General features: G+C 62.6%; 20 protein-coding genes. 12 read left to right on the top strand and 8 right to left on the bottom strand.

Going from position 1 to position 23,965, the window contains the following annotated elements; translation table 11 throughout:
- Nucleotides 1-12: 12 nt before the first annotated feature.
- From pepB to VZC39_RS11790, 11 genes are all read left to right on the top strand, one after another.
- Nucleotides 13-1,296 carry an aminopeptidase PepB gene (gene pepB, locus VZC39_RS11840; protein WP_349918085.1) on the top strand — a complete coding sequence of 428 codons (1,284 nt, stop codon included), beginning with the start codon at nucleotides 13-15 and terminating at the stop codon, nucleotides 1,294-1,296.
- Between the two features lie 279 nt (nucleotides 1,297-1,575).
- Nucleotides 1,576-2,004, top strand: coding sequence for a nucleoside-diphosphate kinase (gene ndk, locus VZC39_RS11835; protein ID WP_349918083.1), 429 nt, complete (start codon nucleotides 1,576-1,578; stop codon nucleotides 2,002-2,004).
- Nucleotides 2,005-2,171: 167 nt separating this feature from the next.
- Nucleotides 2,172-3,275, top strand: a complete 1,104-nt coding sequence (locus VZC39_RS11830; protein ID WP_349918081.1) for a bifunctional tRNA (adenosine(37)-C2)-methyltransferase TrmG/ribosomal RNA large subunit methyltransferase RlmN — start codon at nucleotides 2,172-2,174, stop codon at nucleotides 3,273-3,275.
- Nucleotides 3,276-3,286: 11 nt separating this feature from the next.
- Entirely contained in the window at nucleotides 3,287-4,078 is a 792-nt protein-coding gene (gene tapF / locus VZC39_RS11825; RefSeq protein WP_349918079.1) for a PilW family type IVa pilus biogenesis/stability lipoprotein TapF, read from the top strand.
- Nucleotides 4,068-5,027, top strand: coding sequence for a cytoskeleton protein RodZ (gene rodZ, locus VZC39_RS11820; protein WP_349918078.1), 960 nt, complete (start codon nucleotides 4,068-4,070; stop codon nucleotides 5,025-5,027). Before tapF ends, rodZ begins: the two co-directional genes overlap by 11 nt.
- Nucleotides 5,028-5,037: 10 nt before the next feature.
- Nucleotides 5,038-6,153, top strand: a complete 1,116-nt coding sequence (ispG, locus tag VZC39_RS11815; RefSeq protein ID WP_349918077.1) for a flavodoxin-dependent (E)-4-hydroxy-3-methylbut-2-enyl-diphosphate synthase — start codon at nucleotides 5,038-5,040, stop codon at nucleotides 6,151-6,153.
- A gap of 152 nt (nucleotides 6,154-6,305) precedes the next feature.
- The gene (gene hisS, locus VZC39_RS11810) at nucleotides 6,306-7,583 is read left to right on the top strand and encodes a histidine--tRNA ligase (protein WP_434662704.1); all 1,278 of its coding nucleotides are present in this window, start codon (nucleotides 6,306-6,308) and stop codon (nucleotides 7,581-7,583) included.
- A 3-nt stretch (nucleotides 7,584-7,586) separates the two neighbouring features.
- Nucleotides 7,587-8,237: a YfgM family protein gene (locus VZC39_RS11805; protein WP_349918074.1), complete on the top strand. Its 651-nt coding sequence runs from the start codon at nucleotides 7,587-7,589 to the stop codon at nucleotides 8,235-8,237.
- The gene (bamB, locus tag VZC39_RS11800; RefSeq protein WP_349918073.1) at nucleotides 8,230-9,414 is read left to right on the top strand and encodes an outer membrane protein assembly factor BamB; all 1,185 of its coding nucleotides are present in this window, start codon (nucleotides 8,230-8,232) and stop codon (nucleotides 9,412-9,414) included. The genes VZC39_RS11805 and bamB overlap by 8 nt, the downstream gene beginning before the upstream one ends.
- 74 nt (nucleotides 9,415-9,488) lie before the next feature.
- Nucleotides 9,489-10,997 carry a ribosome biogenesis GTPase Der gene (gene der, locus VZC39_RS11795; protein ID WP_434662701.1) on the top strand — a complete coding sequence of 503 codons (1,509 nt, stop codon included), beginning with the start codon at nucleotides 9,489-9,491 and terminating at the stop codon, nucleotides 10,995-10,997.
- A gap of 96 nt (nucleotides 10,998-11,093) precedes the next feature.
- Nucleotides 11,094-11,324 carry a zinc ribbon domain-containing protein gene (locus VZC39_RS11790; protein ID WP_349918070.1) on the top strand — a complete coding sequence of 77 codons (231 nt, stop codon included), beginning with the start codon at nucleotides 11,094-11,096 and terminating at the stop codon, nucleotides 11,322-11,324.
- 32 nt (nucleotides 11,325-11,356) lie between these two features.
- Here the strand turns inward: VZC39_RS11790 and VZC39_RS11785 are convergent, their stop codons facing one another.
- Nucleotides 11,357-11,500, bottom strand: coding sequence for a hypothetical protein (locus VZC39_RS11785; protein WP_349918069.1), 144 nt, complete (start codon nucleotides 11,498-11,500; stop codon nucleotides 11,357-11,359).
- A gap of 166 nt (nucleotides 11,501-11,666) precedes the next feature.
- Nucleotides 11,667-13,172 carry a membrane-bound lytic murein transglycosylase MltF gene (mltF, locus tag VZC39_RS11780; RefSeq protein WP_349918068.1) on the bottom strand — a complete coding sequence of 502 codons (1,506 nt, stop codon included), beginning with the start codon at nucleotides 13,170-13,172 and terminating at the stop codon, nucleotides 11,667-11,669.
- 149 nt (nucleotides 13,173-13,321) lie between these two features.
- On the opposite strand from mltF, the gene purL reads away from it, so the two are divergent.
- Nucleotides 13,322-17,215: a phosphoribosylformylglycinamidine synthase gene (gene purL / locus VZC39_RS11775; RefSeq protein WP_349918067.1), complete on the top strand. Its 3,894-nt coding sequence runs from the start codon at nucleotides 13,322-13,324 to the stop codon at nucleotides 17,213-17,215.
- Nucleotides 17,216-17,482: 267 nt separating this feature from the next.
- Here purL and nuoN read toward each other — a convergent pair whose 3' ends face one another.
- The 6 genes from nuoN to nuoI form a co-directional block, all read right to left on the bottom strand.
- Nucleotides 17,483-18,946, bottom strand: coding sequence for an NADH-quinone oxidoreductase subunit NuoN (gene nuoN, locus VZC39_RS11770; RefSeq protein WP_349918066.1), 1,464 nt, complete (start codon nucleotides 18,944-18,946; stop codon nucleotides 17,483-17,485).
- Between the two features lie 102 nt (nucleotides 18,947-19,048).
- The gene (nuoM, locus tag VZC39_RS11765) at nucleotides 19,049-20,563 is read right to left on the bottom strand and encodes an NADH-quinone oxidoreductase subunit M (RefSeq protein WP_349918064.1); all 1,515 of its coding nucleotides are present in this window, start codon (nucleotides 20,561-20,563) and stop codon (nucleotides 19,049-19,051) included.
- A gap of 82 nt (nucleotides 20,564-20,645) precedes the next feature.
- Nucleotides 20,646-22,493 carry an NADH-quinone oxidoreductase subunit L gene (nuoL, locus tag VZC39_RS11760; RefSeq protein ID WP_349918063.1) on the bottom strand — a complete coding sequence of 616 codons (1,848 nt, stop codon included), beginning with the start codon at nucleotides 22,491-22,493 and terminating at the stop codon, nucleotides 20,646-20,648.
- Nucleotides 22,490-22,798, bottom strand: a complete 309-nt coding sequence (nuoK, locus tag VZC39_RS11755) for an NADH-quinone oxidoreductase subunit NuoK (RefSeq protein ID WP_010675036.1) — start codon at nucleotides 22,796-22,798, stop codon at nucleotides 22,490-22,492. Before nuoK ends, nuoL begins: the two co-directional genes overlap by 4 nt.
- Nucleotides 22,795-23,346, bottom strand: coding sequence for an NADH-quinone oxidoreductase subunit J (nuoJ, locus tag VZC39_RS11750; protein WP_349918062.1), 552 nt, complete (start codon nucleotides 23,344-23,346; stop codon nucleotides 22,795-22,797). Before nuoJ ends, nuoK begins: the two co-directional genes overlap by 4 nt.
- Nucleotides 23,347-23,356: 10 nt before the next feature.
- Entirely contained in the window at nucleotides 23,357-23,899 is a 543-nt protein-coding gene (nuoI, locus tag VZC39_RS11745; RefSeq protein ID WP_349918060.1) for an NADH-quinone oxidoreductase subunit NuoI, read from the bottom strand.
- Nucleotides 23,900-23,965 lie beyond the last annotated feature (66 nt).

The following is a 23,965-nucleotide window of genomic DNA, read 5'->3' as shown; positions in this document are numbered from 1 at the left end:
GGAGAAGGCGGAATGAACATCTGGCTGAGCCGTGAATTTGCCGCCCCCGAGTGGGGAGAGGGCGCCCTTTTGTCCCACCGTGCCGATGGTGCCGTGATCCATCTGGTGACCGCCAGCCCCTTGCTGGATATCCAGCAGGCGGCTCGTCGTCTGTGCAGCCAGGGGATCCAGAAGGTCGCCCTGTGCGGTCACTGGGAGCGTGAGCAGCAGTGGGCTTTCGCCCAGGGTCTGCAGACCCCCAAGGCCGAGGTGGAACTGCAATGGGCCACCTCGTCCGAAGAGGACAGGGAGGAGCTGGAGGCGCGCTGGCTGTGCGGGCGCTGGGTGCGGGAGGTGACCAACGCCACCCCGGAGCAGCTGGGACCGCTGGATCTGGCGGTGGAGGCGGCAGCCTTCATCACCGAACTGGCACCGGATCGCGTCAGCCACCGCATCCTCAAGGGAGAGGCGTTGCAGCAGGCGGGCTGGGTCGGCATCTACCAGGTCGGCCGCGGCAGCGATCGCGAGCCCGTGCTGCTGGAGCTTGACTACAACCCGAGCCGGGATCCCAAGGCGCCGGTGGCCGCGGCCCTGGTGGGCAAGGGCATCACCTTCGACTCCGGCGGTTACTCCATGAAAACCTCCCAGGGCATGCTGACCATGAAGCATGACATGGGGGGGGCCGCCATCGTCACCGGCGCCCTGGCGCTATCCATCCTGCGGGGGCTGGACAAGCGGGTGAAGCTCATTCTCTGCTGCGCCGAGAACCTGGTCTCCGGCCATGCCTACAAGCTGGGTGACATCCTTACCTACAAGAACGGCACCACGGTGGAAATCGTCAACACCGATGCCGAGGGGCGTCTGGTACTGGCGGATGGCCTGCAGCTCGCCGGAGAATCCGGTGCTCCCCTCATCATCGACGCCGCCACCCTGACCGGAGCGGCCGTGATGGCGCTGGGGGGGCGCTACAATGCCCTGTTCGGGCTGGACAAGGGGCTGGTGAGCCGGGCCATGGCCTATTCGGATGCAGAGCAGGAGCCGGCCTGGCCGCTGCCGCTCGAACCCTGGCATCGCCAGCAGTGCCCGTCCCACTACGCCGATACCGCCAACAGCCGACCGGTGCCGGGGGGCGGCCCGGGCGGGGCCTCCAACGCGGCGGGTTTCCTCTCCCGCTTCGTGCCGGGCGAGGGGCAGGGGTGGCTGCACGTCGACCTTGCCGCCTGTTTCAGCGACAACGGCGACAGCCTCTGGGCACCCGGAGCAAACACCCTGGGAATGCGCACCATAGCGCACACCCTGCTGGCGGAGACTCGCTAAGTAGCATGACGTATCGCAAGGGCACCGGACGGTGCCCTTTTCCATGGCGCCGGATAAATGAGCGTTAGCGTCACTTTTAACTGGTTAAGCAAGCTATCGTGCGCAAGCGCACATTTTTTCCTGCTGCCCTGGGACAAGATGAGTCACCATGTTGTTTCAAAGAGGCATTTGTTTAATAAAAAGTTGCTTTTTTGTGTGTTGTTTCGGTTTTTGTTTACGTATAATCGCCGCCGAACATGGATTCCTACAATAAAACTCTGTAGTTAAGGAAAGAACTCAATGGCTATCGAACGTACCTTCTCTATCGTCAAGCCGGATGCGGTCAGCAAGAACCTGATCGGCGCCATCTACAGCCGCTTCGAGAGCGCCGGTCTGAAAATCGTCGCCGCCAAGATGCTGCACCTGACCAGCGAACAAGCCGCCGGTTTCTACGCCGAGCACCAGGGCAAGCCTTTCTATGACGGCCTGGTGGCCTTCATGACTTCCGGCCCCGTCATGGTACAGGTGCTGGAAGGGGAAGACGCCATTCGTCGTCATCGCGAGATCATGGGCGCCACCAATCCGAAAGAGGCCCTGGCCGGTACTCTGCGTTCCTGCTACGCCGAGAGCATCGATCGCAACGCCGTCCACGGCTCCGACGCCCCGGCCTCTGCCGCCCGCGAAATCGCCTACTTCTTCTCCGAAGGGGAAATCTGCCCCCGCGGCTGATTGTCACCCAATATCATCAAGGGAGCCTCGGCTCCCTTTTGTTTTTTGGTCATTTGCGCCATATCCACTTATTCTCCAGGTGGAAAGCCAGACCCATTATTTGTACAATGCCGCCCCCTGACATCGGTCAGCCAATAATTTATGAAGTGTGTGAGCTGAGGCCCTTGATGAGCGCAACAAAAACCAACCTGCTGGATCTCGATCGGGATGCCATGCGTGCCTTCTTCGTCGAACTGGGCGAGAAGCCGTTCCGGGCAGATCAGATAATGAAGTGGATCTATCACTTTGGTTGTGATGATTTCGATCAGATGAGCAACGTCAACAAGGCGCTGCGCGAGCGTCTCAAGACCATCGCCGAGATCCGCGCCCCCGAGGTGAGCCGCGAGCAACGCTCCACCGATGGCACCATCAAGTGGGCCATGCAGGTGGGGGATCAGGAGGTGGAAACCGTCTATATCCCCGAGGCGGAACGCGCCACCCTGTGCGTCTCTTCCCAGGTGGGCTGTGCCCTGGCTTGTACCTTCTGCTCCACCGCTCAGCAAGGCTTCAACCGAAACCTGAAAGTCTCCGAGATCATCGGCCAGGTCTGGCGCGCCGCCAAGATCGTGGGCGGCAAACGCCCCATCACCAACGTGGTGATGATGGGCATGGGTGAGCCGCTGCTCAACCTCGCCAACGTGGTACCGGCCATGAAGCTGATGATGGATGACTTCGGTTTCAGCATCTCCAAGCGTCGCGTGACCCTCTCCACCTCCGGCGTGGTACCGGCCCTGGACATGCTGGGCGACCAGATTGACGTGGCGCTGGCGATCTCCCTGCACGCACCGAACGACAAGCTGCGCTCCGAGATCATGCCGATCAACGACAAGTACAACATCGAGGACTTCCTCGCCGGGGTACGCCGTTATCTGGCCAAGTCCAACGCCAACGGCGGTCGGGTGACCGTGGAGTATGTGCTGCTCGATCATATCAATGACGACATGCAGCATGCCCATGAGCTGGCCAAGGTACTCAAAGACACCCCCTGCAAGATCAACCTGATCCCGTTCAACCCCTTCCCGGGCAATCCGTTCGGCAAGCCGAGCAACAGTCGCATCGACCGTTTCTCCAAGGTGCTGATGGAATATGACCTGACCGTCATCGTGCGCAAGACCCGCGGGGATGACATCGATGCGGCCTGTGGCCAGCTGGTGGGGGAGGTGATTGACCGCACCAAGCGCACCATGAAAAATCGGATGCAACAGGATGGGATTTCCGTCAAAATGGTTTAACCGCTAAGCCATTGTATAGTCAGGGAATGGATATCCGTACATTGATCATAGTGGCAGCGCTCAGCGCGCTGCCCGGCTGTGTTACCGAAACCACTTACGCTGGCCAGAATTCGACCCAGCGCGAGGTGGGCCCCGATCTCAAGGCGGCTGCCCAGACCCGCCTCGATCTGGGTATCCAATATCTTCGCCAGGGCAATGCCGAACAGGCAAAGTTCAATCTCGACCGCGCCCTCCAGTACGATCCCGGCAATCCTCAGGTCTATATCGGCTTCGCCTACTTCTACCAGCAGGTGGAAGATTTCAAGGCGGCCGAAGAGAGCTACAAGAAGGCGCTCTCCATGGATCCGTCCAATGCTGACGCGATGAACAACTACGGTGCCTTCCTGTGCAACCGTGGCCGCTTCGATGAGGCGGACAAGGCATTCCTGCAGGCGGTCAGCCAACCGGATTACGTCAAGATCGCCGATACCTACGAGAATGCGGCGCTCTGTTCACTGCAAAATCATAGAAATGATAAGGCCGGCGAGTACTATCGTCTGGCCTTGGGGTATAATCCCCGCAATCCAAGGTTATTGCTGGACATGGCCGAGCTTTCCATGAAAGATGGCAAGCTGCCTGATGTGCAGTCTTACCTCGTGCGCTATGCCGATGTGGCAGAAGAGAACGAGGAGAGCCTCTGGCTCCGGCTGCGGCTGGCCCAGGCCATGGACAAACCGGCATTACTTCACCAATTCGGGACTGAGCTGGTAAGGCAATATCCCACTTCGCAACAAGCCAAGCGTTACTTAGCCAATGACTACTGAACAGCCACACGATTCTCAAGACGACTCCCAGGCAGTGGGCCCAGGCCAGCTGCTGCGCAACGCCCGTGAACAGCTCGGCTGGACGCGAGAGCAGGTTGCGTCCCGCATTCACCTTCGTCTGACCCTGATCGCCGCCATCGAGGCGGATACCTACGACAAGCACACCTCCCACACCTTCATTCGCGGCTACCTGCGCGCCTATGCCAAGCTGGTGGGGATCCCGGAAGAGACCATTCTCTCGGCCTACGAACGGCTGGGTCTGACGCCGCCGGACAACATCGACATGCAGAGCTTCTCCCGCCGCTCCCGCCAGCAAGCCAACGACAGTCGGCTCAAGGTCGTGACCTGGCTGGTGATCCTGGTCTTGATCGGGCTATCCATCGCCTGGTGGTGGCAGAGCACGGCCCGTCGCTCCGCCGGTGAAGAAGCCCTGGCCGCCACCGAAATAAGTGCAACAGAACAGGCCCCCAATGACAGCCTCACGCCTCCCACCGTGGATGTGGCTGCCCCTGAGCTGCCCGCCGCCTCTGATGCGGTAAGCACCGAGGCAACCGATGTTGCCGTGAGCGGCGCTGTCACCACGGATCCTGTGCTGGCCGATGCGGGCAATGCACCGAGTGCGAGTGCCGCACAAGACACTGAGGCGGCATCAGCCGCTGCCGCGACCACGGCCCCCGCAGACGAGGCCGCGACCGAGTCGGCCGGTGTGCCCCAACTCAAGTTGAGCTTCACCGCCGACTGCTGGCTGGATGTCAAGGATGCTAACGGCAAGACCCTGTTCAGCGGTCTGAAGAAGGCGAACGACGAACTGGTGCTGGAAGGACCCGAGCCACTCAAATTCATCATTGGCGCGCCCATGGCAGTCAATCTCGAATACAAGGGCAAGTCCTTCGACATGAGCCGTTACAACAACGGCCGGACTGCTCGCTTCTCACTGCCGCAGGAGTAATCAGTCCGTCATGTCCGCTCACGAATCCCCGATTATTCGCCGCAAATCCAAGCAGATCATGGTCGGCAAGGTGCCGGTTGGGGGCGATGCTCCCATCACGGTGCAGACCATGACCAACACCAAGACCACGGACGTGGCCGCCACCGTCGAGCAGATCCAGCGGATCGAGCGGGTGGGGGCGGATATCGTCCGGGTCTCGGTGCCGACCATGGAGGCGGCGGAAGCCTTCAAGCTCATCAAGCAGCAGACCAATATCCCCATCGTCGCCGATATCCACTTCGACTACCGTATCGCCCTGAAAGTGGCGGAGTACGGTGCCGACTGCCTGCGCATCAATCCGGGCAACATCGGCAACGAGGAGCGGGTGCGCGCCGTGGTCGACTGTGCCCGCCACTACAACATCCCGATCCGCATCGGGGTCAACGGTGGCTCGCTGGAGCGGGACATCCAGGAGAAATACGGCGAGCCGACTCCGGAGGCCTTACTCGAGTCGGCCATGCGCCACGTGGACTACCTGGATCGCCTCAACTTCGACAACTTCAAGGTCAGCGTCAAGGCTTCCGATGTCTTCCTGGCGGTCGGTGCCTATCGTCTGCTGGCCAAGCAGATCGATCAGCCCCTGCACCTTGGCATCACTGAGGCGGGTGGTTTTCGCGCCGGCGCGGTCAAGTCCGCCATCGGCCTTGGCATGCTGCTGAGTGAAGGCATCGGTGACACCCTGCGCATCTCCCTGGCCGCCGATCCGGTGGAGGAGGTGAAGGTGGGCTTTGATATCTTGAAATCCCTGCGCATTCGCGCCCGCGGCATCAACTTCATCGCCTGCCCCTCCTGCTCCCGTCAAGAGTTCGACGTGATAGGCACGGTCAACGCCCTGGAAGAGCGGCTGGAAGACATCATCACCCCCATGGATGTCTCCATCATCGGCTGCGTGGTCAACGGTCCTGGCGAGGCGCTGGTCTCCGATCTCGGCCTGGCCGGGGCGGCCAACAAGAGTGCCTTCTACGAGGGAGGCCAGCGGGTCGACCGGCTCAGCAACCAGGATCTCATCCCCGTGCTGGAGCGCCGCATTCGCGCCCGGGCGGCCATGCTGGATCCGGCCAACCAGATCCCGCTGGACAAGGGTTGACTCACCAACGTGTTGCAAAGTGGGGCCACCTGAGGTGGCCCCGGCTTTAGGTAGTTGATTTTACACCCCGCATCCGGGCACCCTGATTTTACCTCGGGGTCGAAAATCCCTATAATGCGGCCCAAATTCACGTCTTTTTCTCGAGTAGCAACGTGGCAAAACAGATCCAAGCAATTCGCGGTATGAATGATTGCCTGCCGGAGCAGAGCCCGGTATGGCAGAAAGTGGAACAGATCCTGCGCCAGGTCGTGGCCAGCTATGGCTACAGCGAAGTGCGCATGCCCATCGTCGAACAGACTCATCTGTTCAAACGCGCCATCGGTGAAGTGACCGATGTGGTCGAAAAAGAGATGTACACCTTCGAGGATCGCAACGGCGACAGCCTGAGCCTGCGCCCCGAAGGCACCGCCAGCTGTGTGCGGGCCGGCATCGAGCACGGCCTGCTGTATAACCAGGAACGCCGGATGTGGTACATGGGTCCCATGTTCCGTCATGAGCGTCCCCAGAAGGGCCGTTATCGCCAGTTCCATCAGTTCGGGGTCGAGCTGTTTGGCATCAACGGGCCGGATATCGACGCCGAGCTCATCATGCTGACGCACCGCCTGTGGCGCCTGTTCGGCATCCAGGATCACGTGACCCTGCAGCTCAATACCCTGGGTCAGAGCAGCGAGCGCGCCGCTTACCGCGATGCCCTGGTCGCCTACCTGGAGCAGTACAAGGATCAGCTGGACGAAGAGAGCCAGCGCCGCATGTACAGCAATCCGCTGCGGGTGCTTGACTCCAAGGACGAAAAAGTCCAAGCCATTCTGGTGGGGGCGCCGCGCCTGTTCGATCACCTGGGGGAGGAGAGCCTGGCACACTTCGAGGGCCTCAAGCGTCTGCTCACCGCTGCCGGTATCCAGTTCGAGGTGAACGAGCGTCTGGTGCGTGGCCTTGACTACTACAACCTGACCGTGTTCGAGTGGGTCACCAACAGTCTGGGTGCCCAGGGCACCGTCTGCGCCGGTGGCCGTTACGATGGCCTGGTGGAGCAGCTCGGCGGTCAACCGACCCCGGCGGTGGGCTTTGCCATGGGGATGGAGCGTCTGGTATTGATGCTCGAAACCCTGGAGCTCAACGGCGACATTCGCCCGGCGGTGGATGTCTATCTCGCCATGGTGGGTGAGCAGGCCGAGCAGGCTGGCTTCCAGCTCGCAGAGCGGCTGCGTGACGCCTTGCCTTCCTTGCGTCTGATGAGCCACTGCGGTGGTGGCAACTTCAAGAAACAACTCAAGCGTGCCGACAAGAGCGGCGCGGCCATTGCCCTGATCCTCGGTGAGACCGAGGTGCAAAACGGGGAGATCACCATCAAGTATCTGCGTGGCCAGGCCGAGCAACAGACCCTCAAGGTCGATGCCGCCATCGCCCTGCTGGCAGCTAAAGGAGAGTAAGCTGTGGAAGTTTATACCACCGAAGAACAACAGGTTGAGGTCATCAAGAGCTGGTGGAAAGAGAACGGGACCTCGGTACTCGCCGGGACCGTCATCGGTCTGGTGGGGCTGTTTGGCTGGCGCTATTACAACGAGCATCAGCTGGCCAACCAGGAGGCCGCCTCCTCGGCTTACAACACCATGACGGCCCAGCTCGCCAAGGGTGATGCCGCCGCTATCGAGCAGGCGAAGAGCTTCATCAGCGCCCACAAGGGTGACTCTTACGCCGATCTCGCTGCCCTGGAGCTGGCCGCTGCCGCGGTCAAGGCCAACCAGCTGGATCTCGCTGCCCAGCAGCTGACTGAGGTCGCCACCAACGGTGACGACGCCATCCGTCCCATCGCCGCCCTGCGGCTGGCCCGGGTGCTCAACGAGCAAGGCAAGGCCGACGAAGCCCTGGCCCAGCTCGCCAAGATCGACAACGAGGCTTTCAAGGCCCAGGTGGCCGAAGCCCGCGGCGATGTGCTGCTCAAGCAGGGCAAGCCGGAAGAGGCCCGCGATGCCTATCAGGCGGCGGCGGATGCCGGTGGCCTGCAGGCGAGCAGCGAGCTCAAGCTGAAGATGGACGATCTGGCATTGCCAGCGGTGACCACGGGTGAGGCTCCGGATGCGTAATCTGTACAAACGACTGGCGCTGGGGGCGGCTGTCTCCCTGGCCCTGCAGGGGTGCTCCCTGTTCAGCTCGGAAGAAGATCTGACCCCGATGGCGCCGCTGCCGGTGGTGGAATCGGCCTTCACCGCCGATACCCAGTGGTCCTCCTCCGTCGGGGATGGCATCGGCGACTTCTACTCCCAGCTCAAGCCGGTGGTGGAAGAAGATCACATCTATGCCGCCGCCCGCGACGGTGATGTGACCGCCTTCGATCGCAACACGGGCAAGGTGCTGTGGAGCGTGGATCTGGCGGATCTGCCCATCAACGCCGACAAGCGCAGCGCCCGCCTCTCCGGTGGCCTGGTGTCCCGCTACGGCAAGCTGTTCCTCGGCTCCGAGAACGGGGTGGTCTACGCCCTGAACGAGACGGACGGGGAAGTGCTGTGGCAGACCAATGTGCCCGGTGAAGTGGTGGCGAGTCCGGCGGTGGAAGATGGCCGCGTGGTGGTGTTGACGACCTCAGGCCGCCTGATTGCCCTCGATACCGATGAGGGCAAGCAGCAGTGGACCCTGTCCGAAGAACAACCGCCGCTGACCCTGCGCAGCGCCGGTGCCCCTGTCATCACCAACGGTGCCGTGCTCTACGGCCGCGCCGATGGCAAGGTGGGCATCGCCCTGCTGAGCAACGGCCAGCCGGTGCGTCAGTCCAAGGTGGCGGATCCCCGCGGTGCGACCGAGCTGGATCGCATGGTGGACGTGGATGCCACCCCCCTCATCGCCGGTGATGAGCTCTATGCCATCGCCTACAATGGCCAGTTGATGGCCCGCAAGCTGATGAGTGGCGACGAGGTGTGGAAGCGCAAGTATTCCGGCTATCGCGATCTGGCGGTGACCGGCAATGCCATCGTGCTGACCGACAGCCGCAGCCACCTGTTCGCGGTGGACCGTCGCAACGGTCTGGAGCTGTGGTCCAACACCCAGCTCGAAAACCGCACCGTGACCGCCCCCGTCATCCTGGGTGACTATGTGGTGGTCGGCGATGTGGAAGGTTACCTGTATTGGCTGGATCGTACCGATGGGTCCATCAAGGCCATGCAGCAGCTCGACAGCAGTGGTCTCTATGCCGCCCCCCTGGTGGACGGTGACACCCTGTATGTGCAGAGCCGTGGTGGCAAGTTGTACGCTTTGCAGCGTCCCTGAGCACCCGTCAATGTGAATATCCGGCTCCTGGTCTTCGGACCCGGAGCCTTTGTCGTCTTGAGAATGAGGCTTTTATGACTCCTGTAGTTGCCCTGGTGGGCCGCCCCAACGTGGGGAAATCCACCCTGTTTAACCGCCTGACCCGTACCCGGGACGCCCTGGTTGCCGACTTCCCCGGCCTGACCCGGGACCGCAAATACGGCCAGGCGAAGCTGGGCGAGCTGGAATTTATCGTGGTCGATACCGGCGGTATCGATGGCACCGAGGAGGGGATCGAGCTGAAGATGGCCGAGCAGTCCCTGCTGGCCATCGAAGAAGCCGATGTGGTGCTGTTCATGGTGGATGCCCGTGCCGGTTTGACCGCCGCGGATCAGGCCATCGCCGAGCACCTGCGCAAGACCCACAAGAAGGTGTTCCTGGTCGCCAACAAGACCGACGGCATCGATGGCGATTCCGCCGTCTCCGAGTTCTACGGCCTGGCGCTGGGCGAGGTGTACCAGATGGCGGCCGCCCACGGTCGTGGCGTACTGAGCCTGCTGGAGCTGGCGCTTGCGCCCCATCTGGAAGAGCTGCTCAAAGCCGCCGGCCCCTCTGTCGAGGCGCAGGATGAGCTGGACGAGGACTTCGACGAAGAGGCCCTGCTGCGCATGGTGGCTGCCGGTGAGCTGGATACCAAGGAAGACACCAAGGAGACCCCGTTCGCCGACTTGCCCATCAAGTTCGCCATCGTCGGTCGCCCCAACGTGGGCAAGTCGACCCTGACCAACCGCCTGCTGGGGGAAGATCGGGTCATTGTCTATGACATGCCGGGCACCACCCGCGACTCCGTCTATATCCCCATGGAGCGCGACGAGCAGAAGTACGTGGTCATCGACACCGCCGGTGTCCGTCGCCGTGGCAAGGTGCACGAGACGGTGGAGAAGTTCTCCGTCATCAAGACCCTCAAGGCCATCGAAGATGCCAACGTCTGCCTGCTGGTGATCGACGCCCGCGAGACCATCACGGATCAGGACTTGAGCATCCTGGGCTTCGTGCTCAACTCCGGCCGCTCCGTGGTACTGGTGGTGAACAAGTGGGACGGCCTGGATCAGAAGGTGAAGGAAGATGTGAAGAACGAGCTGGACCGCCGCCTCGGTTTCATCGACTTCGCCCGGGTGCACTTCATCTCTGCCCTGCACGGCAGCGGTGTCGGCCACCTGTTCGAATCCATCCAGGAGGCGTATCAGTCCGCCACCCGCCGTACCAGCACCGCCATGCTGACCCGCATCATGCAGATGGCCCAGGAAGATCACCAGCCGCCCATGGTGAACGGTCGCCGGGTCAAGCTGAAGTATGCCCACGCCGGTGGCTACAATCCGCCGCGCATCGTCATTCACGGCAACCAGTTGAACGATCTGCCGGACTCCTACAAGCGGTATCTCATCAACTACTTCCGCAAGTCCCTGAAGATCATGGGTACCCCGATCCGGGTCGAGTTCCAGGAGTCGGTGAACCCGTTCGAGGGCAAGAAGAACAACCTGACCCTGAGTCAGGAACGGCAACGGGATCGCCTGCTGAAGGCGCGCACCAAGTCCAAGAAATAACGCTACAACGGCTGCCTCTGGTAGCCGTTTCTTTTTTAAATGCCGGGGGAGGGCAGTTGATCTGTTCAGACCCCTGATCATGACGAGGAGTCCAGCATGAACCCCTTGATGTGTCCGGCCTGCGGCTGCGGGCTGGACAGCCGCAGTGACCAGACCCAGTGTCCCCAGTGTCAGACCGCCTATCGGGTGCAGGCCCTGTGCCCCACCTGCCAGCAGGAGCTGGAGCGCCTCAAGGCGTGCGGCGCCGTGGATTACTTCTGCAACCACTGCAATACGCTGGTTTCCAAGCGGGCGGTGCAGTTCGCGTTGACGCCGCTCGCGTCATGAACCGCCATTAAAAAACCCGGCCTTGGCCGGGTTTATTCTGTGTGCTCCGCAATCAGCAGGGTGAAGGAGCGGTTCCTGCGCCATATCTTGCGCTTCATGTCATTGAGTCTGAGTTTTCGTCTGGGGCTCCAGGCGCTCTTGGTCTTCTTGACCAGCAATCTTTTTCGGGCTCGCATCTGGTTTCTCCTGTCTGCTCGTCCAGTGTCTCTGGCATGGCTTGTCACTCGTCCCCATGGATATCACAAGCAGATGAATAAACTGGGATAACGGGTGTTTTAACAAGCCTTTTACAGTGAGGATGTTAACAGAGAATCACGCCGGAAAACACACCAGACTCTTCTGTCAGGGGGTGATGATCTGCTTGACCACCTCGGCGATGATGGTGGGGCGCTCCGTGCTGGCCACCGGGGTCGCCGGTTCGCTGCCATCATCCTCTCCCTGGGCTTCGCGCCGCTGTGCCTTCTGCTGCTCGTTGTCGAGCCAGAGCAGGCTCTGGTAATACTGGCGCACGTTGTTGACGTAGTTGCGGGCCTCGCCGCCGCGGGCGTAGCCGTAGCGCACCTTGCGATGCCAGCGGGCCTGCTGCAGCAGGGGCAATATCTCTTTCACGTCGCTCCAGGCATCAGGGTTCTTGCCCTGCTGTTTGGTCAGTCGGCGGGCATCCATCATGTGGCCGTAGCCGATGTTGTAGGCGGTGAGGGCAAACCAGACCTTCTCATCCTCCGGCACCGAGTCCGGCACCTTCTCCATCATCTCCTGCAGATAGCGGGCGCCCCCCTTGATGCTCTGCTCCGGGTGCAGGCGATCGCTGACCCCCATGGCCTTGGCGGTGGGGCCGGTCAGCATCATCATGCCGCGCACCCCGGTATAGGAGCGCGCCTGAGGGTCCCAGTGGGATTCCTGATAGCTGATGGCCGCCAGCAACCGCCAGTCGACGATATCCTTGGCGTGGGCCTGGAACAGCGGCTGGTACTTGGGCAGCAGGCTCTTGGCCCGTTGCAGGAAGGTGCGGGTGTCGACGAAATCGAAATTCTGCACGTGGCCGAAATACTTCTCGTCCAGCTTGGCGATGGAGCCATCCATGAAACGCTGGCCGAAGAAGTCGATGACGCTGGCGTAGAGGCTGTCGTCCGGCAGCTTGGTCATGGCCCAAGCCACGGCCTGCTTCTTGGCCAGTGTCATCCCTTCGGTGAGCTCGGGGTAGTAACGCTGGGTACGGGCCAGCACGGTGTCCTGCACCACTGTGTAGTCCACTTCGCCATCCGCCACCTGCTTGAGCAGCTCTTCCACGTCCGCATCCCGGTTGATGCTCCAGTCGAGGTCGGGGTGCTGCTTGGCGATCTCCTTCATCAGATCCTCGCCGGTGGAGCCGGCGGGCACCACGATGTGGCCCTTGAGATCCCCGAGATCCTTGGGTCTCGGGGAGCCATTGCGATAGACCAGTTTGGGGGCGACCTGGTAGAAGCCCGGGCCGAAGCGAAACAGCTTGCGCCGCTCCGGCGTCACCACGATGGCGGCGGCGGCGAGATCGAGTTTTCCCTTCTCCAGCATCTCGACGAGCTCGGCGGTGCTGTAGGCCGGGATGATGGTCAGTTTGACCCCCAGCCAGTCGGCATAGTGCTGCGCGAGCTCATAGTCAAAGCCCTGGGCGATGTCGTCTCGCTGGTAATAGGAGGTGGGGCCATAGAGGGTGCCAACCCGGATCTCGCCCCGTTGGCGGATCTGCTCCAGCTGGCTGGAGGGGGAGTAGAAGTCACAACCGGCCAGGGCCAGGGCCAACAACATCCCGATGAACAGTCGAAAAATGCAGCGCAAGTAGGTGAGTACCCTTGTTGAAAAAATCGGCATTTGTCAAAAAAGAGGCTCCTTTATACCAGAGAGTGTGGAGGGAGTCACATCGCTCGCGATGAGAAAAACGTTTGTCCGTGGTGGGCCTGATCCCTATAATACGCGCGTCTCAAATCCCCCCACACTCTAAAACTTGGTGAGAAAGGTATATGGAAATCTTGCGTGGTGCCCCAGCACTGTCTGAGTTTCGTGTCCACAAGCTGCTGCAAAGCTGCGTGCAGAGAGGAGTAGAGATAGAGAGCGTCTATGCCGAATATGTGCACTTCGCCGAGCTGTCGAGCCCCCTGTCGCCCCCCGAGCGAGCGACCTTGGGCCAGCTCCTGCGCTACGGCCCGACCATCCCAGAACACACCCCAAGCGGTCAGCTATTCCTCGTTACCCCCCGTCCCGGCACTATCTCCCCCTGGTCTTCCAAAGCAACCGACATCGCCCACAACTGTGGCCTGACCCAGGTCAAGCGGCTGGAGCGCGGCATTGCCTATTATCTGCAACCCAAGGGTGAACTGACGGCGGCCCAGCGTGATGAGGTCGCCGCCCTGCTGCACGATCGCATGATGGAAGTGGTGTTTGGCGAGCTGACCGAGGCGGCCGCCCTGTTTGCTCACCACGAGCCGCGCCCCTTCACCCAGGTGGATGTACTGGGTGGCGGCCGCGCCGCTCTGGCCTCTGCCAACATCGCCCTTGGCCTGGCGCTGGCCGAGGACGAGATCGACTATCTGGTCGAGAACTTCACCCGGCTTGGTCGCAACCCCAACGACATCGAGCTCTACATGTTTGCCCAGGCAAACTCCGAGCACTGCCGTCACAAGATCTTCAACGCCGACTGGACCATCGACGGCGAGCAACAGCCCAAGTCGCTGTTCAAGATGATCAAGAACACCTTCGAGCAGACGCCGGACCATGTCCTGTCTGCCTACAAAGACAACGCTGCCGTGATGGAAGGCAGCGACGGTGGCCGCTTCTTCCCGAGCCCCACCAGCGGTGAGTACCAGTACCACCAGGAGCGGGTCGACATCCTGATGAAGGTGGAGACCCACAACCACCCGACCGCCATTTCTCCCTTCCCGGGGGCCGCGACCGGCTCTGGTGGTGAAATTCGCGACGAGGGGGCGACCGGCCGTGGCGCCAAGCCCAAGGCAGGTCTGGTGGGCTTCTCCGTCTCCAACTTGCGCATCCCCGGTTTCGAGCAGCCCTGGGAGCAGGATTTCGGCAAGCCGAGCCGCATCGTCAGCGCTTTTGACATCATGCAGGAAGGCCCCCTTGGCGGCGCCGCCTTCAACAATGAGTTCGGTCGTCCGGCCATCCTGGGTTACTTCCGTACCTTCGAAGAGCAGGTACCGAGCCACAACGGCGTCGAAGTGCGCGGCTATCACAAGCCCATCATGCTGGCGGGCGGGATCGGCAACATCCGCACCGAACACGTGCAGAAGGGTGAGATCCCAGTCGGCTCCGCCCTCATCGTGCTGGGTGGCCCGGCCATGAACATCGGCCTGGGTGGCGGCGCGGCATCGTCCATGGCCTCCGGCCAGTCCGCCGAGGATCTGGATTTTGCCTCCGTGCAGCGGGACAACCCCGAGATGGAGCGCCGTTGTCAGGAGGTGATCGACCGCTGCTGGCAGCTTGGCGATGACAACCCCATCGTCTTCATCCACGATGTGGGTGCCGGCGGCCTCTCCAACGCCATGCCCGAACTGGTCAATGATGGCGAGCGCGGCGGCAAGTTCGACCTGCGTGCCATCGCGAGCGACGAGCCGGGCATGAGCCCGCTCGAGATCTGGTGCAACGAATCCCAGGAGCGCTACGTGCTGGCGGTGGCTCAGGACAAGCTGCCCCTGTTCAAGGCCCTGTGCGAGCGCGAGCGTGCCCCCTATGCGGTGATCGGCAGCGCTACCGAAGAGAAGCATCTCACCCTCTCTGATGCGCACTTTGACAACCAGCCCATCGACTTGCCGCTGGACGTGCTGCTCGGCAAGGCCCCCAAGATGCACCGCGACGTCGCCAGCCTGCCCGCCCAGGGCAAGGCGCTGCAACTGGACGGCGTGACCTTGAACGAGGCCGCCGAGCGGGTGCTGCGTCTGCCGACGGTGGCGGAGAAGTCCTTCCTCATCACCATCGGCGATCGCTCGGTGACCGGTCTGGTGAATCGCGACCAGATGGTCGGCCCCTGGCAGATCCCGGTGGCAGATTGCGCCGTCACCGCCGCCACCTATGACGGCTATCACGGCGAAGCCATGTCCATGGGGGAGCGCACCCCGGTGGCGCTGCTCTCCCACGCCGCCTCCGCCCGCATGGCGGTGGCAGAGGCCCTGACCAACCTGGCCCCTGCCCACATCGGGTCGCTCAAGCGGGTCAAACTCTCCGCCAACTGGATGGCCGCCGCCGGTCACCCTGGCGAAGATGCCGGTCTCTACGAGGCGGTCAAGGCGGTGGGAGAGGAGCTCTGCCCAGCCCTCGGTATCACCATCCCGGTGGGCAAGGATTCCATGTCCATGAAGACCCGCTGGCAGCAGGATGGGGTGGATCATAGTGTCACCTCGCCGCTCTCCCTGCTCATCAGCGCCTTCGCCCGGGTGGAAGACGTGCGCAACACCGTCACCCCGCAACTGCGCACCGATCTCGGTGAGACAGACCTCATCCTGATTGACCTTGGCAATGGCAAGCAGCGCCTCGGCGCCTCGGCCCTGGCCCAGGTCTATCGTCAACTGGGCGACAGCGCGCCGGATCTCGACAACCCGGTGCAGCTCAAGGGCTTCTTCAACGCCATCCAGGCGCTGGTGGCGGACAGAAAACTCATCGCCTATCACGACCGATCCGATGGTGGCCTCTTCGTCACCCTGACCGAGATGGCCTTCGCCGGTCACTGCGGCCTCGATATCCAGCTCGACCGCATCGGTGGCGATCTGTTGCCGGCCCTGTTCAACGAGGAGCTGGGTGCCGTCATCCAGATCCGCCGTGAAGACAAGGAGGCCGTGCTGACCCTGCTGGCGGGCCACGGCCTGGCCGCCTGCTCCCACGTGCTCGGCACCGTGCGGGAAGATGACCTCATCCTGTTCCAGCGCGCAGGTCAGGAAGTCTATCGCGCCAGCCGCACCGCCCTTCGCACCCTCTGGGGCGAGACCAGCTGGCAGATGCAGCGCCTGCGGGACAACCCGGAATGCGCGGACAGCGAGCACGCCGCCCGTCAGGACGCCACCGATCCGGGTCTGCAGGCCAGGCTGACCTACCACCCGTCCGAAGATGTGGCCGCACCCTATATCGCCCGCGGGATCTCTCCACGTCTGGCGGTGCTGCGCGAGCAGGGGGTCAACTCCCACGTGGAGATGGCTGCTGCCTTCGACCGCGCCGGTTTTACTGCGGTGGACGTGCATATGAGCGACATCCTCGCCGGGCGCATCAAGCTGGACGATTTCCAGAGCCTGGTGGCCTGTGGCGGCTTCTCCTACGGTGACGTGCTGGGGGCGGGCGAGGGCTGGGCCAAGTCCATCCTGTTCAACGACGCTGCCCGGGAGCAGTTCCAGCGCTTCTTCGAACGCGGCGATACGCTGTCTCTTGGGGTGTGCAACGGTTGCCAGATGATGTCCAACCTGCGTGACCTCATCCCGGGGGCAGAGCTGTGGCCACGTTTCGTGCGAAACCGCTCCGAGCGCTTCGAGGCGCGCTTCAGCCTGGTGGAAGTGCAGGACTCTCCGTCTGCCTTCTTCGCCGGCATGCAGGGCTCCGTCATGCCCATCGCCGTCTCCCATGGGGAAGGGCGGGTGGAGGTGCGTGATGCCGCCCACCTGAGCGCGCTGCAACAGAGCGCCCTGGTGGGTCTGCGCTTCGTCGACAACCGCGGTCAGGTGACCGAGCAGTACCCGGCCAACCCGAACGGCTCGCCGGACGGCATCTGCGCCGTCACCACGGTGGATGGCCGCGCCACCATCATGATGCCGCACCCGGAGCGGGTGTTCCGCACCGTGGCAAACTCCTGGCACCCGGACAACTGGGGCGAGGATGGCGCCTGGATGCGGATGTTCCGCAACGCCCGCGTGCGTCTGGGTTAAGCTCTGGCTTATCTCGGCAGCAATGAAAAACCGGCCTTCTGGCCGGTTTTTTTATGGGGAGAAAGCGGGAATGGCGCCCTTCATCTTTTCTACCACCGCGCGCTATCAGCTTGGCTTGCTATGGGGGAGACGGGTTGGGAAGGGGAGCGCGATGACGAAAAGGGGGCGTGAGACTCGGGATTATCTGGATTGAGTCACGGCTCGTGCCCCAACATCGGGGCATAAAAAACCGGCCATGGAGGCCGGTTTTTGTTTGGTTGATGTCTGTCAGCGCAGGACCACGTTCTGGAAGCCCTGCACCAGGCTGATGACCGGCTGGGGGTAGATCCCGAGCAGCACCACCAGGATGGCGGAGAGCAGCACTACCAGGCCTCCGGAGGAGAAGGCCCAGTCGGCGGTGGCATCGCGCAGCTGCATGCCGGGTTCGCGCAGGTAGAGGGTGACCATGACGCGCAGGTAGTAGTAGAGCCCCAGGGCGCTGCCGAGCACGATGGCGCCACTGAGCCACCACAGCTGCGCCTCGACGGTGACGCCAATGAGGTAGAACTTGCCGATGAAGCCGAGCGTCATGGGGATGCCCGCGAGCGACAGCATCATCACCGTCATCACGGCAGTGAGATAAGGGCGCTTCCAGAACAGGCCGCGATAGCTGTGCAGGGAGTCAGCATCCTTGCCGCGGTAGGGGCTGGACATCATGCTGATGACGCCGAAGGCCCCCAGGCTGGTGAAGAGATACATCAGCAGATAGACCCCCGCCGCTTCCACCGGGATCTGGCCGAGGCGGCTCGCCACCACCACCGCCAGCAGATAGCCGAAGTGGGAGATGGAGGAGTAGCCCATCATCCGCTTGATGTTGGTCTGGATCAGCGCCAAGAGGTTGCCGATGACGATAGAAATGACTGCCATGGCCGCCAGCAACCAGTGGATCATGGGGTCCGAGGTGGCCGGTACCGCCAGATAGAAGCGCAGCAGCACGCAGAACACGGCGATCTTGCTGACGGTCGCGAGGAAGGTCGCCACCGGTGCCGGCGCCCCTTCGTAGACGTCCGGAGTCCAGAGGTGGAAGGGGGCCAGGGAGAGCTTGAAGGCAAATCCGACCAGCATCAGGCCGAAGCCCCCCATCAATAGCGGATGGTGTGCCGGGCTCTGGGCCAGGGTCAGACCGAGATCGCTGAAGCTGAGGCTCCCCGCCTGGGCGTAGAGCAGCGCCATGCCAAACAGCAGGAAGGCGGTGGCGGTGGCGGAGAGCACCATGTACTTGATGCTGGCCTCCAGCGAATGGCGCTCGCGGTAGGCATAACCCACCAGACCGAACATGGGCAGGGTCAGCATCTCGATCCCGATGAAGAGGGATGCGAGATGGCGGGAGCCTGCCAGCACCAGACCGCCGGCGGTGGCGATCAGCAGCAGCAGGTAGAACTCTTCCCGGTTGTCCGGGTAACCCTTGAGCCAGGAGCGGCCGAAGGTACAGGTGGCGAGGGCGCCGATGAGCACCAGCCCCATGTAGAAGACGGCGTAGCTGTCCACCTGCAAGAGGGGGGTGACCCCCTGATCACCCTGCGCCATGACGATGGGCAGGGAGAAGAGGGCCAGGTTCAGACCGGTGATGGTCACCACGAAGGCGGTGTCATCGCAGCGTTTCCAGGCGATGGCCAGCATCAGGGCCACCATGGCCCCGGTGGTCAGCAGCAGCGGCAGCAGGGCCAGCAGTTGCGCGGCAGTGAACGTCATGACTGTGCTCCTGTGGCCAGCGCCAGTGACGGCAATTGAGTTGCGATAAGCGTCATGACAAGGCTCCTGACGTGAACGAAGAGGACGAAAGAGAAGGCATCATCACAGTGCTCCTGTGGCCGGCAGCGCATACCAGTGCAGCACGCTCAACAGGCTGCTGCTGGCGGTATCCAGCACAGGTTGGGGATAGAGACCGAGCAGCACCAGAAGGCTCGCGATGGTCAGCATCATGGCGAGCTCCCGCTTGTCCAGTCCCTTCAGGACCTTCTCGTCCTTGGGAGCGCCGAAGCAGGCGCGCTGCAGCATGATGAGGGAGTAGACCGAAGCCAGCACCAGACCGAAGGTGGCGATGATGGTCATGATGGGGGCCACCTGGAAGCTGCCGATGAGGATCAGGAACTCGCCGATGAAGTTGCCGGTCCCCGGCATGCCCAGAGACGCCACCGAGAAGAACAGCATCACGCCGGGCAGGTAGCGAAGGCGTCCCCACAGACCGCCCATCTGGCGCAGGTCCCGGGTGTGCAGGCGCTCATAGAGCTGACCGCACAGGATGAACAGACCGGCGGCGGAGAGGCCGTGGGCGATCATCTGCACCACCGCACCCTGCAGGGCCAGTTCGCTGCCCGAGTAGATGGCGATCATCACGAAACCCATGTGGGAGATGCTGGTGTAGGCCACCAGACGCTTGATGTCGGTCTGGGCAAACGCCAGCAGGGCACCGTAGACGATGCCAAACAGACCAAGGCCCATGGCATAGGGGGCGAAGGCGGCGGAGGCGTCGGGGAAGAGCGGCAGGGTGAAGCGCAGCAGGCCGTAGGCGGCGGTCTTGAGCAGAATGCCCGCCAGGTCCACGGAACCTGCGGTCGGCGCCTGGCTATGGGCATCCGGCAGCCAGCCGTGCAGGGGCACCAATGGCATCTTGACCGCGAAGGCGATGAAGAAGCCCAGCATCAGCAGCCACTGCACGCTCATGCTCATGGGGGTGCTCAGCAGATCCTGATAGTTGAAGGTGAAGATGCCGGTGGCGCTGTGGTGGGTCAGCACCAACCCCAGGATGGCGACCAGCATGATGAGGCCGCTCGCCTGGGTGTAGATGAAGAACTTGGTGGCCGCGTTGATGCGCGACTTGCCGTCGGTGACCGAGTGTCCCCAGAGCGCGATCAGGAAGTACATGGGGACCAGCATCATCTCCCAGAAGAAGAAGAAGAGGAATAGATCCACCGCCATGAAGACCCCGAGCACGCCACCCAAAATCCACAGCAGGTTCAGGTGGAAGAAGCCGATGCGCTGCACGATCTCCTTCCAGGAACAGAGGATGGCCAGCACGCCGATGAAGCTGGTGAGCATCACCATCAGAAGCGACAGGCCGTCCACCGCCAGGTGCAACGAGATGCCAAAGCGAGGGATCCAGGGCAACTGCCACTCCGCCGCCCAGACCGGCAGGCCGGGGTTGGCCAGGGAGAAGTCACTGCCAAGCCAGATGGCACCGGAGAGCAGCAGGCAGGCGCCCATGGAGAGCAGGGCGACCCAACGGACGAACTGTCCGCCGAGGCGCTCCATCTGCCAGCAGAGCAAGCCGCCGATAAAAGGAATTAACAAGATCCAGAGTAAGGTCACGATATCAGCTCTCGTCTAGTTTCTAGTTCTAATGGGGCAGGCACCGGGCCTGCCGCAGGGTGTTGTCTCATGTTGCTCACCCTCAGCCGAGCAGCAGCAGGGCCAGGATCAGGGCCGCGCCCATCCCCATGGAGGCCGCATACCAGCGCAACTTGCCGGAGACGGTCCAGGCCAGCAGCTGGTGGCCTGTCTGGGCCAGCACCGCGGGCAGGTTCATCGCACGATCCAGGGGATCTTTGCCGAGCAGTCGGGTTGCCAGCAGGTAGGGCTTGACCCAGAGCAGGTCATAGAGCCAGTCAAAGCCCCAGGCGTTGAACCAGAGGGTGCTGAGCACACGGCCGGGGGCGCTCTGTGCGATGCGCTTGGCCAAGCGACGCTCGCCGAGGAACAGGAAGGCGGCGAGCGCGATACCTGCCACGGCGATGATGCCGGAGGCTATTTCCAGAGTGTGGCGGCCCTCTTCGACATGATCCCCGGGCCCTGCCGGCAGCACACCGGCCAGGGGGGGCGTTATCCAGGCACCGATGGCGGTGGAGAGCACCAGCAGCACCAGCAAGGGGAGCTGGTGGGCCAGGCCGTGACCGGCGTGGGCCTCGGTTTGCGCCTTGCCGTGGAAGGCGATGAAGATGAGGCGGAAGGTGTAGAGGGAGGTCAGGAAGGCCCCCGCCAGTCCCGCCCACAGCAGGACGCTCTGGCCACTGGCCTGCACCTGCCAGAGGATGGCGTCCTTGCTGTAGAAGCCGGCAGTCACCAGTGGCAGGGCGGCGAGCGCCGATCCCCCGACCAGGAAGCAGGCATAGACCAGCGGCAGGCTCTTGCGCAGGCCCCCCATCTTGAAGATGTTCTGCTCGTGATGGGTCGCCACGATGACGGCGCCGGCGGAGAGGAACAGCAGCGCCTTGAAGAAGGCGTGGGTCATCAGGTGGAAGATGGCACCTTCCCAGGCACCTACCCCCAGGGCCAGGAACATGTAGCCAATCTGGCTCATGGTGGAGTAGGCCAAAATGCGCTTGATATCGGTCTGCACCAGGGCGGCAAAGCCCGCCAGCACCAGGGTAATGGCACCGACCAGGGCCACCAGATGCAGGATCTCCGGCGCCAGCAGGAAGAGGCCGTGGGTACGGGCGATGAGGTAGACCCCTGCCGTCACCATGGTGGCCGCGTGGATCAGCGCCGAGACCGGGGTCGGGCCCGCCATGGCGTCAGCCAGCCAGGTCTGCAGCGGCAACTGGGCGGACTTGCCGACCGCGCCGCCGAGCAGCATCAGACAGGCGAACGACAGGGCAGGGGAGCCTTCGGCAAACATGGCCGGGGCACGCACCAGCAATTCGTGGATGTTGAGGGTGCCGAGCTCCCGATAGAGCACGAACAGACCGATGGCGAGGAAGACGTCGCCGACCCGGGTCACCACGAACGCCTTGAGGGCGGCCGCGCCATTGGCGGGGTTGCGGTAGTAGAAGCCGATCAGCAGGTAACTGCACAGCCCCACCCCTTCCCAGCCGAGATAGACGAACAGCAGATCGTCAGCCAGCACCAGGAACAGCATGCTGGCGATGAACAGGTTGGTGTAGGTGAAGAAGCGCGAATAGCCCTCTTCCCCGCGCATGTACCAGGAGGCGAACAGGTGGATGAAGAAACCCACCCCGGTCACCACCCCCAGCATGGTGAGCGACAGCCCATCCAGTGCCAGGCGGAAGGTGGGCTGGAATTCGCCCACCGACATCCATTGCCACAGGGTCTGGGTGTAGACGCCGCCAGCTGGCATGGTGCTCAGGAAATCGATGCCGACCCAGAGGGTAGTCAGGGCCGACAGACCGATACTGCCGACACCGATGAGGGCAGAGGTACGCTCACCGAAACGGCCGATGGAGAAGGCCAGCAGCAGCCATCCCAGCAGCGGGAACAGGAAAGTCAGGAATAGGAGGCTCATCCGCGCATCTCGCTCACAGTGTCCACGTTCAGGGTGTGGTAACGACGATAGAGCAGCAGTAACAGGGCGAGGCCGATGCTGGCCTCCGCTGCCGCCAGAGAAATCACCAGTATGTACATGATCTGGCCATCGGCCTGGGCCCAGCGGCTACCTGCCACCACGAACGCCAGCGCGGACGCATTCATCATGATTTCGATACTCATGAGGATAAACAGCAAGTTACGACGAATCAGCAGACCGCACAGGCCGATGGCAAACAAGATGGCCGCCAGCAACAGTCCATGTTCCATAGGGATACCACTCATTGCTGACCTCCTTCTTGGTTCGGTTGCGGGGCGGTTTTGGGGACGGAGAGCACCTCCCCGCGCTTGTCCTCACGGCCCAGGTGATAGGCGGTGACCAGGCCCGCCAGCAGCAGGATGGAGGCGAGCTCCACCGCCAGTACATAGGGGCCGAACAGGGCGATGCCGACCTCCTTGGCGCTGACATCGGTATGGCCCAGCTCGCCGCCGGTCACCCCGAGGATGCCGTGGGCCAGAAAGCCGAGCAGGATGAGTGAGAGCAGGGCGGGGCCACCCCAGGTGGTGGGGGTGAGCCAGCGTTTCTCCTGATCCTGGGCTGTGCCCAGGTTCAGCATCATCACCACGAACACGAACAGCACCATGATGGCGCCGGCGTAGACGATCACCTGCAGGGCGCCCGCGAAAGAGGCCCCCAGGCAGAAGAAAATCATGGCCACGGCGATGAGAGAGATGATGAGGTTGAGCAGCGCGTGCATGGGATTGCTGGTGCTGATCACCCGCAACGTGCTGTAAATGGCGACCAGGGCCGCGGCATAGAATGCCAGTTCCATGAATGACTCCTCAGGGCAGCAGGCTCTTGACATCGATGGGTTTGGCTTCATTCTCGGCATCCCCTTTGGGCTTGCCGTCGATGGCCATCCCGCTCATGCGGTAGAAGTTGTAGTCCGGGTACTTGCCGGGGCCGCTGATCAGCAGATCTTCCTTCTCGTACACCAGGTCCTGGCGGCGATATTCCCCCATCTCGAAATCCGGCGTGAGCTGGATGGCGGTGGTGGGGCAAGCTTCTTCGCACAGACCGCAGAAGATGCAGCGGGAGAAGTTGATACGAAAGAACTCCGGATACCAGCGGCCGTCGTCCCGTTCGGACTTTTGCAGGGAGATGCAGCCGACCGGGCAGGCCACGGCGCACAGGTTGCACGCCACGCAGCGCTCGTCGCCGTCGGGATCCCGGGTCAGGACGATGCGGCCGCGAAAACGGGGGGCCGCATAGACGGCCTGCTCCGGGTAGTTCAGGGTCTCGCGGGGGCGCCAGGCATGGGAGAACACCATGCCCAGACTGCGTAACTGGGTACCCACACCCTTGATAATGCTCGTAATCTTCATAGGTGCCTCACTGCACATTTATCAGCACTGGCGTCTGCCCGGTTCGGGGTCACAGACGGCCCAACA

Source organism: Aeromonas sp. NJAU223, assembly GCF_051125555.1.
Taxonomy (GTDB): Bacteria; Pseudomonadota; Gammaproteobacteria; order Enterobacterales; family Aeromonadaceae; genus Aeromonas; species Aeromonas veronii_G.
Note: the sequence above shows the minus strand (reverse complement) of the source record. Positions and strands in the feature narration are given on the sequence as shown.

What these genes read in the sequence shown, in the direction of transcription:
- pepB (WP_349918085.1), top strand. Translation starts at nt 13, where the DNA reads ATGAACATCTGGCTGAGCCGTGAATTTGCCGCCCCCGAGTGGGGAGAG.
- ndk (WP_349918083.1), top strand. Translation starts at nt 1,576, where the DNA reads ATGGCTATCGAACGTACCTTCTCTATCGTCAAGCCGGATGCGGTCAGC.
- VZC39_RS11830 (WP_349918081.1), top strand. Translation starts at nt 2,172, where the DNA reads ATGAGCGCAACAAAAACCAACCTGCTGGATCTCGATCGGGATGCCATG.
- rodZ (WP_349918078.1), top strand. Translation starts at nt 4,068, where the DNA reads ATGACTACTGAACAGCCACACGATTCTCAAGACGACTCCCAGGCAGTG.
- ispG (WP_349918077.1), top strand. Translation starts at nt 5,038, where the DNA reads ATGTCCGCTCACGAATCCCCGATTATTCGCCGCAAATCCAAGCAGATC.
- bamB (WP_349918073.1), top strand. Translation starts at nt 8,230, where the DNA reads ATGCGTAATCTGTACAAACGACTGGCGCTGGGGGCGGCTGTCTCCCTG.
- der (WP_434662701.1), top strand. Translation starts at nt 9,489, where the DNA reads ATGACTCCTGTAGTTGCCCTGGTGGGCCGCCCCAACGTGGGGAAATCC.
- VZC39_RS11790 (WP_349918070.1), top strand. Translation starts at nt 11,094, where the DNA reads ATGAACCCCTTGATGTGTCCGGCCTGCGGCTGCGGGCTGGACAGCCGC.
- VZC39_RS11785 (WP_349918069.1), bottom strand. Translation starts at nt 11,500, where the DNA reads ATGCGAGCCCGAAAAAGATTGCTGGTCAAGAAGACCAAGAGCGCCTGG.
- mltF (WP_349918068.1), bottom strand. Translation starts at nt 13,172, where the DNA reads ATGCCGATTTTTTCAACAAGGGTACTCACCTACTTGCGCTGCATTTTT.
- purL (WP_349918067.1), top strand. Translation starts at nt 13,322, where the DNA reads ATGGAAATCTTGCGTGGTGCCCCAGCACTGTCTGAGTTTCGTGTCCAC.
- nuoN (WP_349918066.1), bottom strand. Translation starts at nt 18,946, where the DNA reads ATGACGTTCACTGCCGCGCAACTGCTGGCCCTGCTGCCGCTGCTGCTG.
- nuoL (WP_349918063.1), bottom strand. Translation starts at nt 22,493, where the DNA reads ATGAGCCTCCTATTCCTGACTTTCCTGTTCCCGCTGCTGGGATGGCTG.
- nuoK (WP_010675036.1), bottom strand. Translation starts at nt 22,798, where the DNA reads ATGAGTGGTATCCCTATGGAACATGGACTGTTGCTGGCGGCCATCTTG.
- nuoJ (WP_349918062.1), bottom strand. Translation starts at nt 23,346, where the DNA reads ATGGAACTGGCATTCTATGCCGCGGCCCTGGTCGCCATTTACAGCACG.
- nuoI (WP_349918060.1), bottom strand. Translation starts at nt 23,899, where the DNA reads ATGAAGATTACGAGCATTATCAAGGGTGTGGGTACCCAGTTACGCAGT.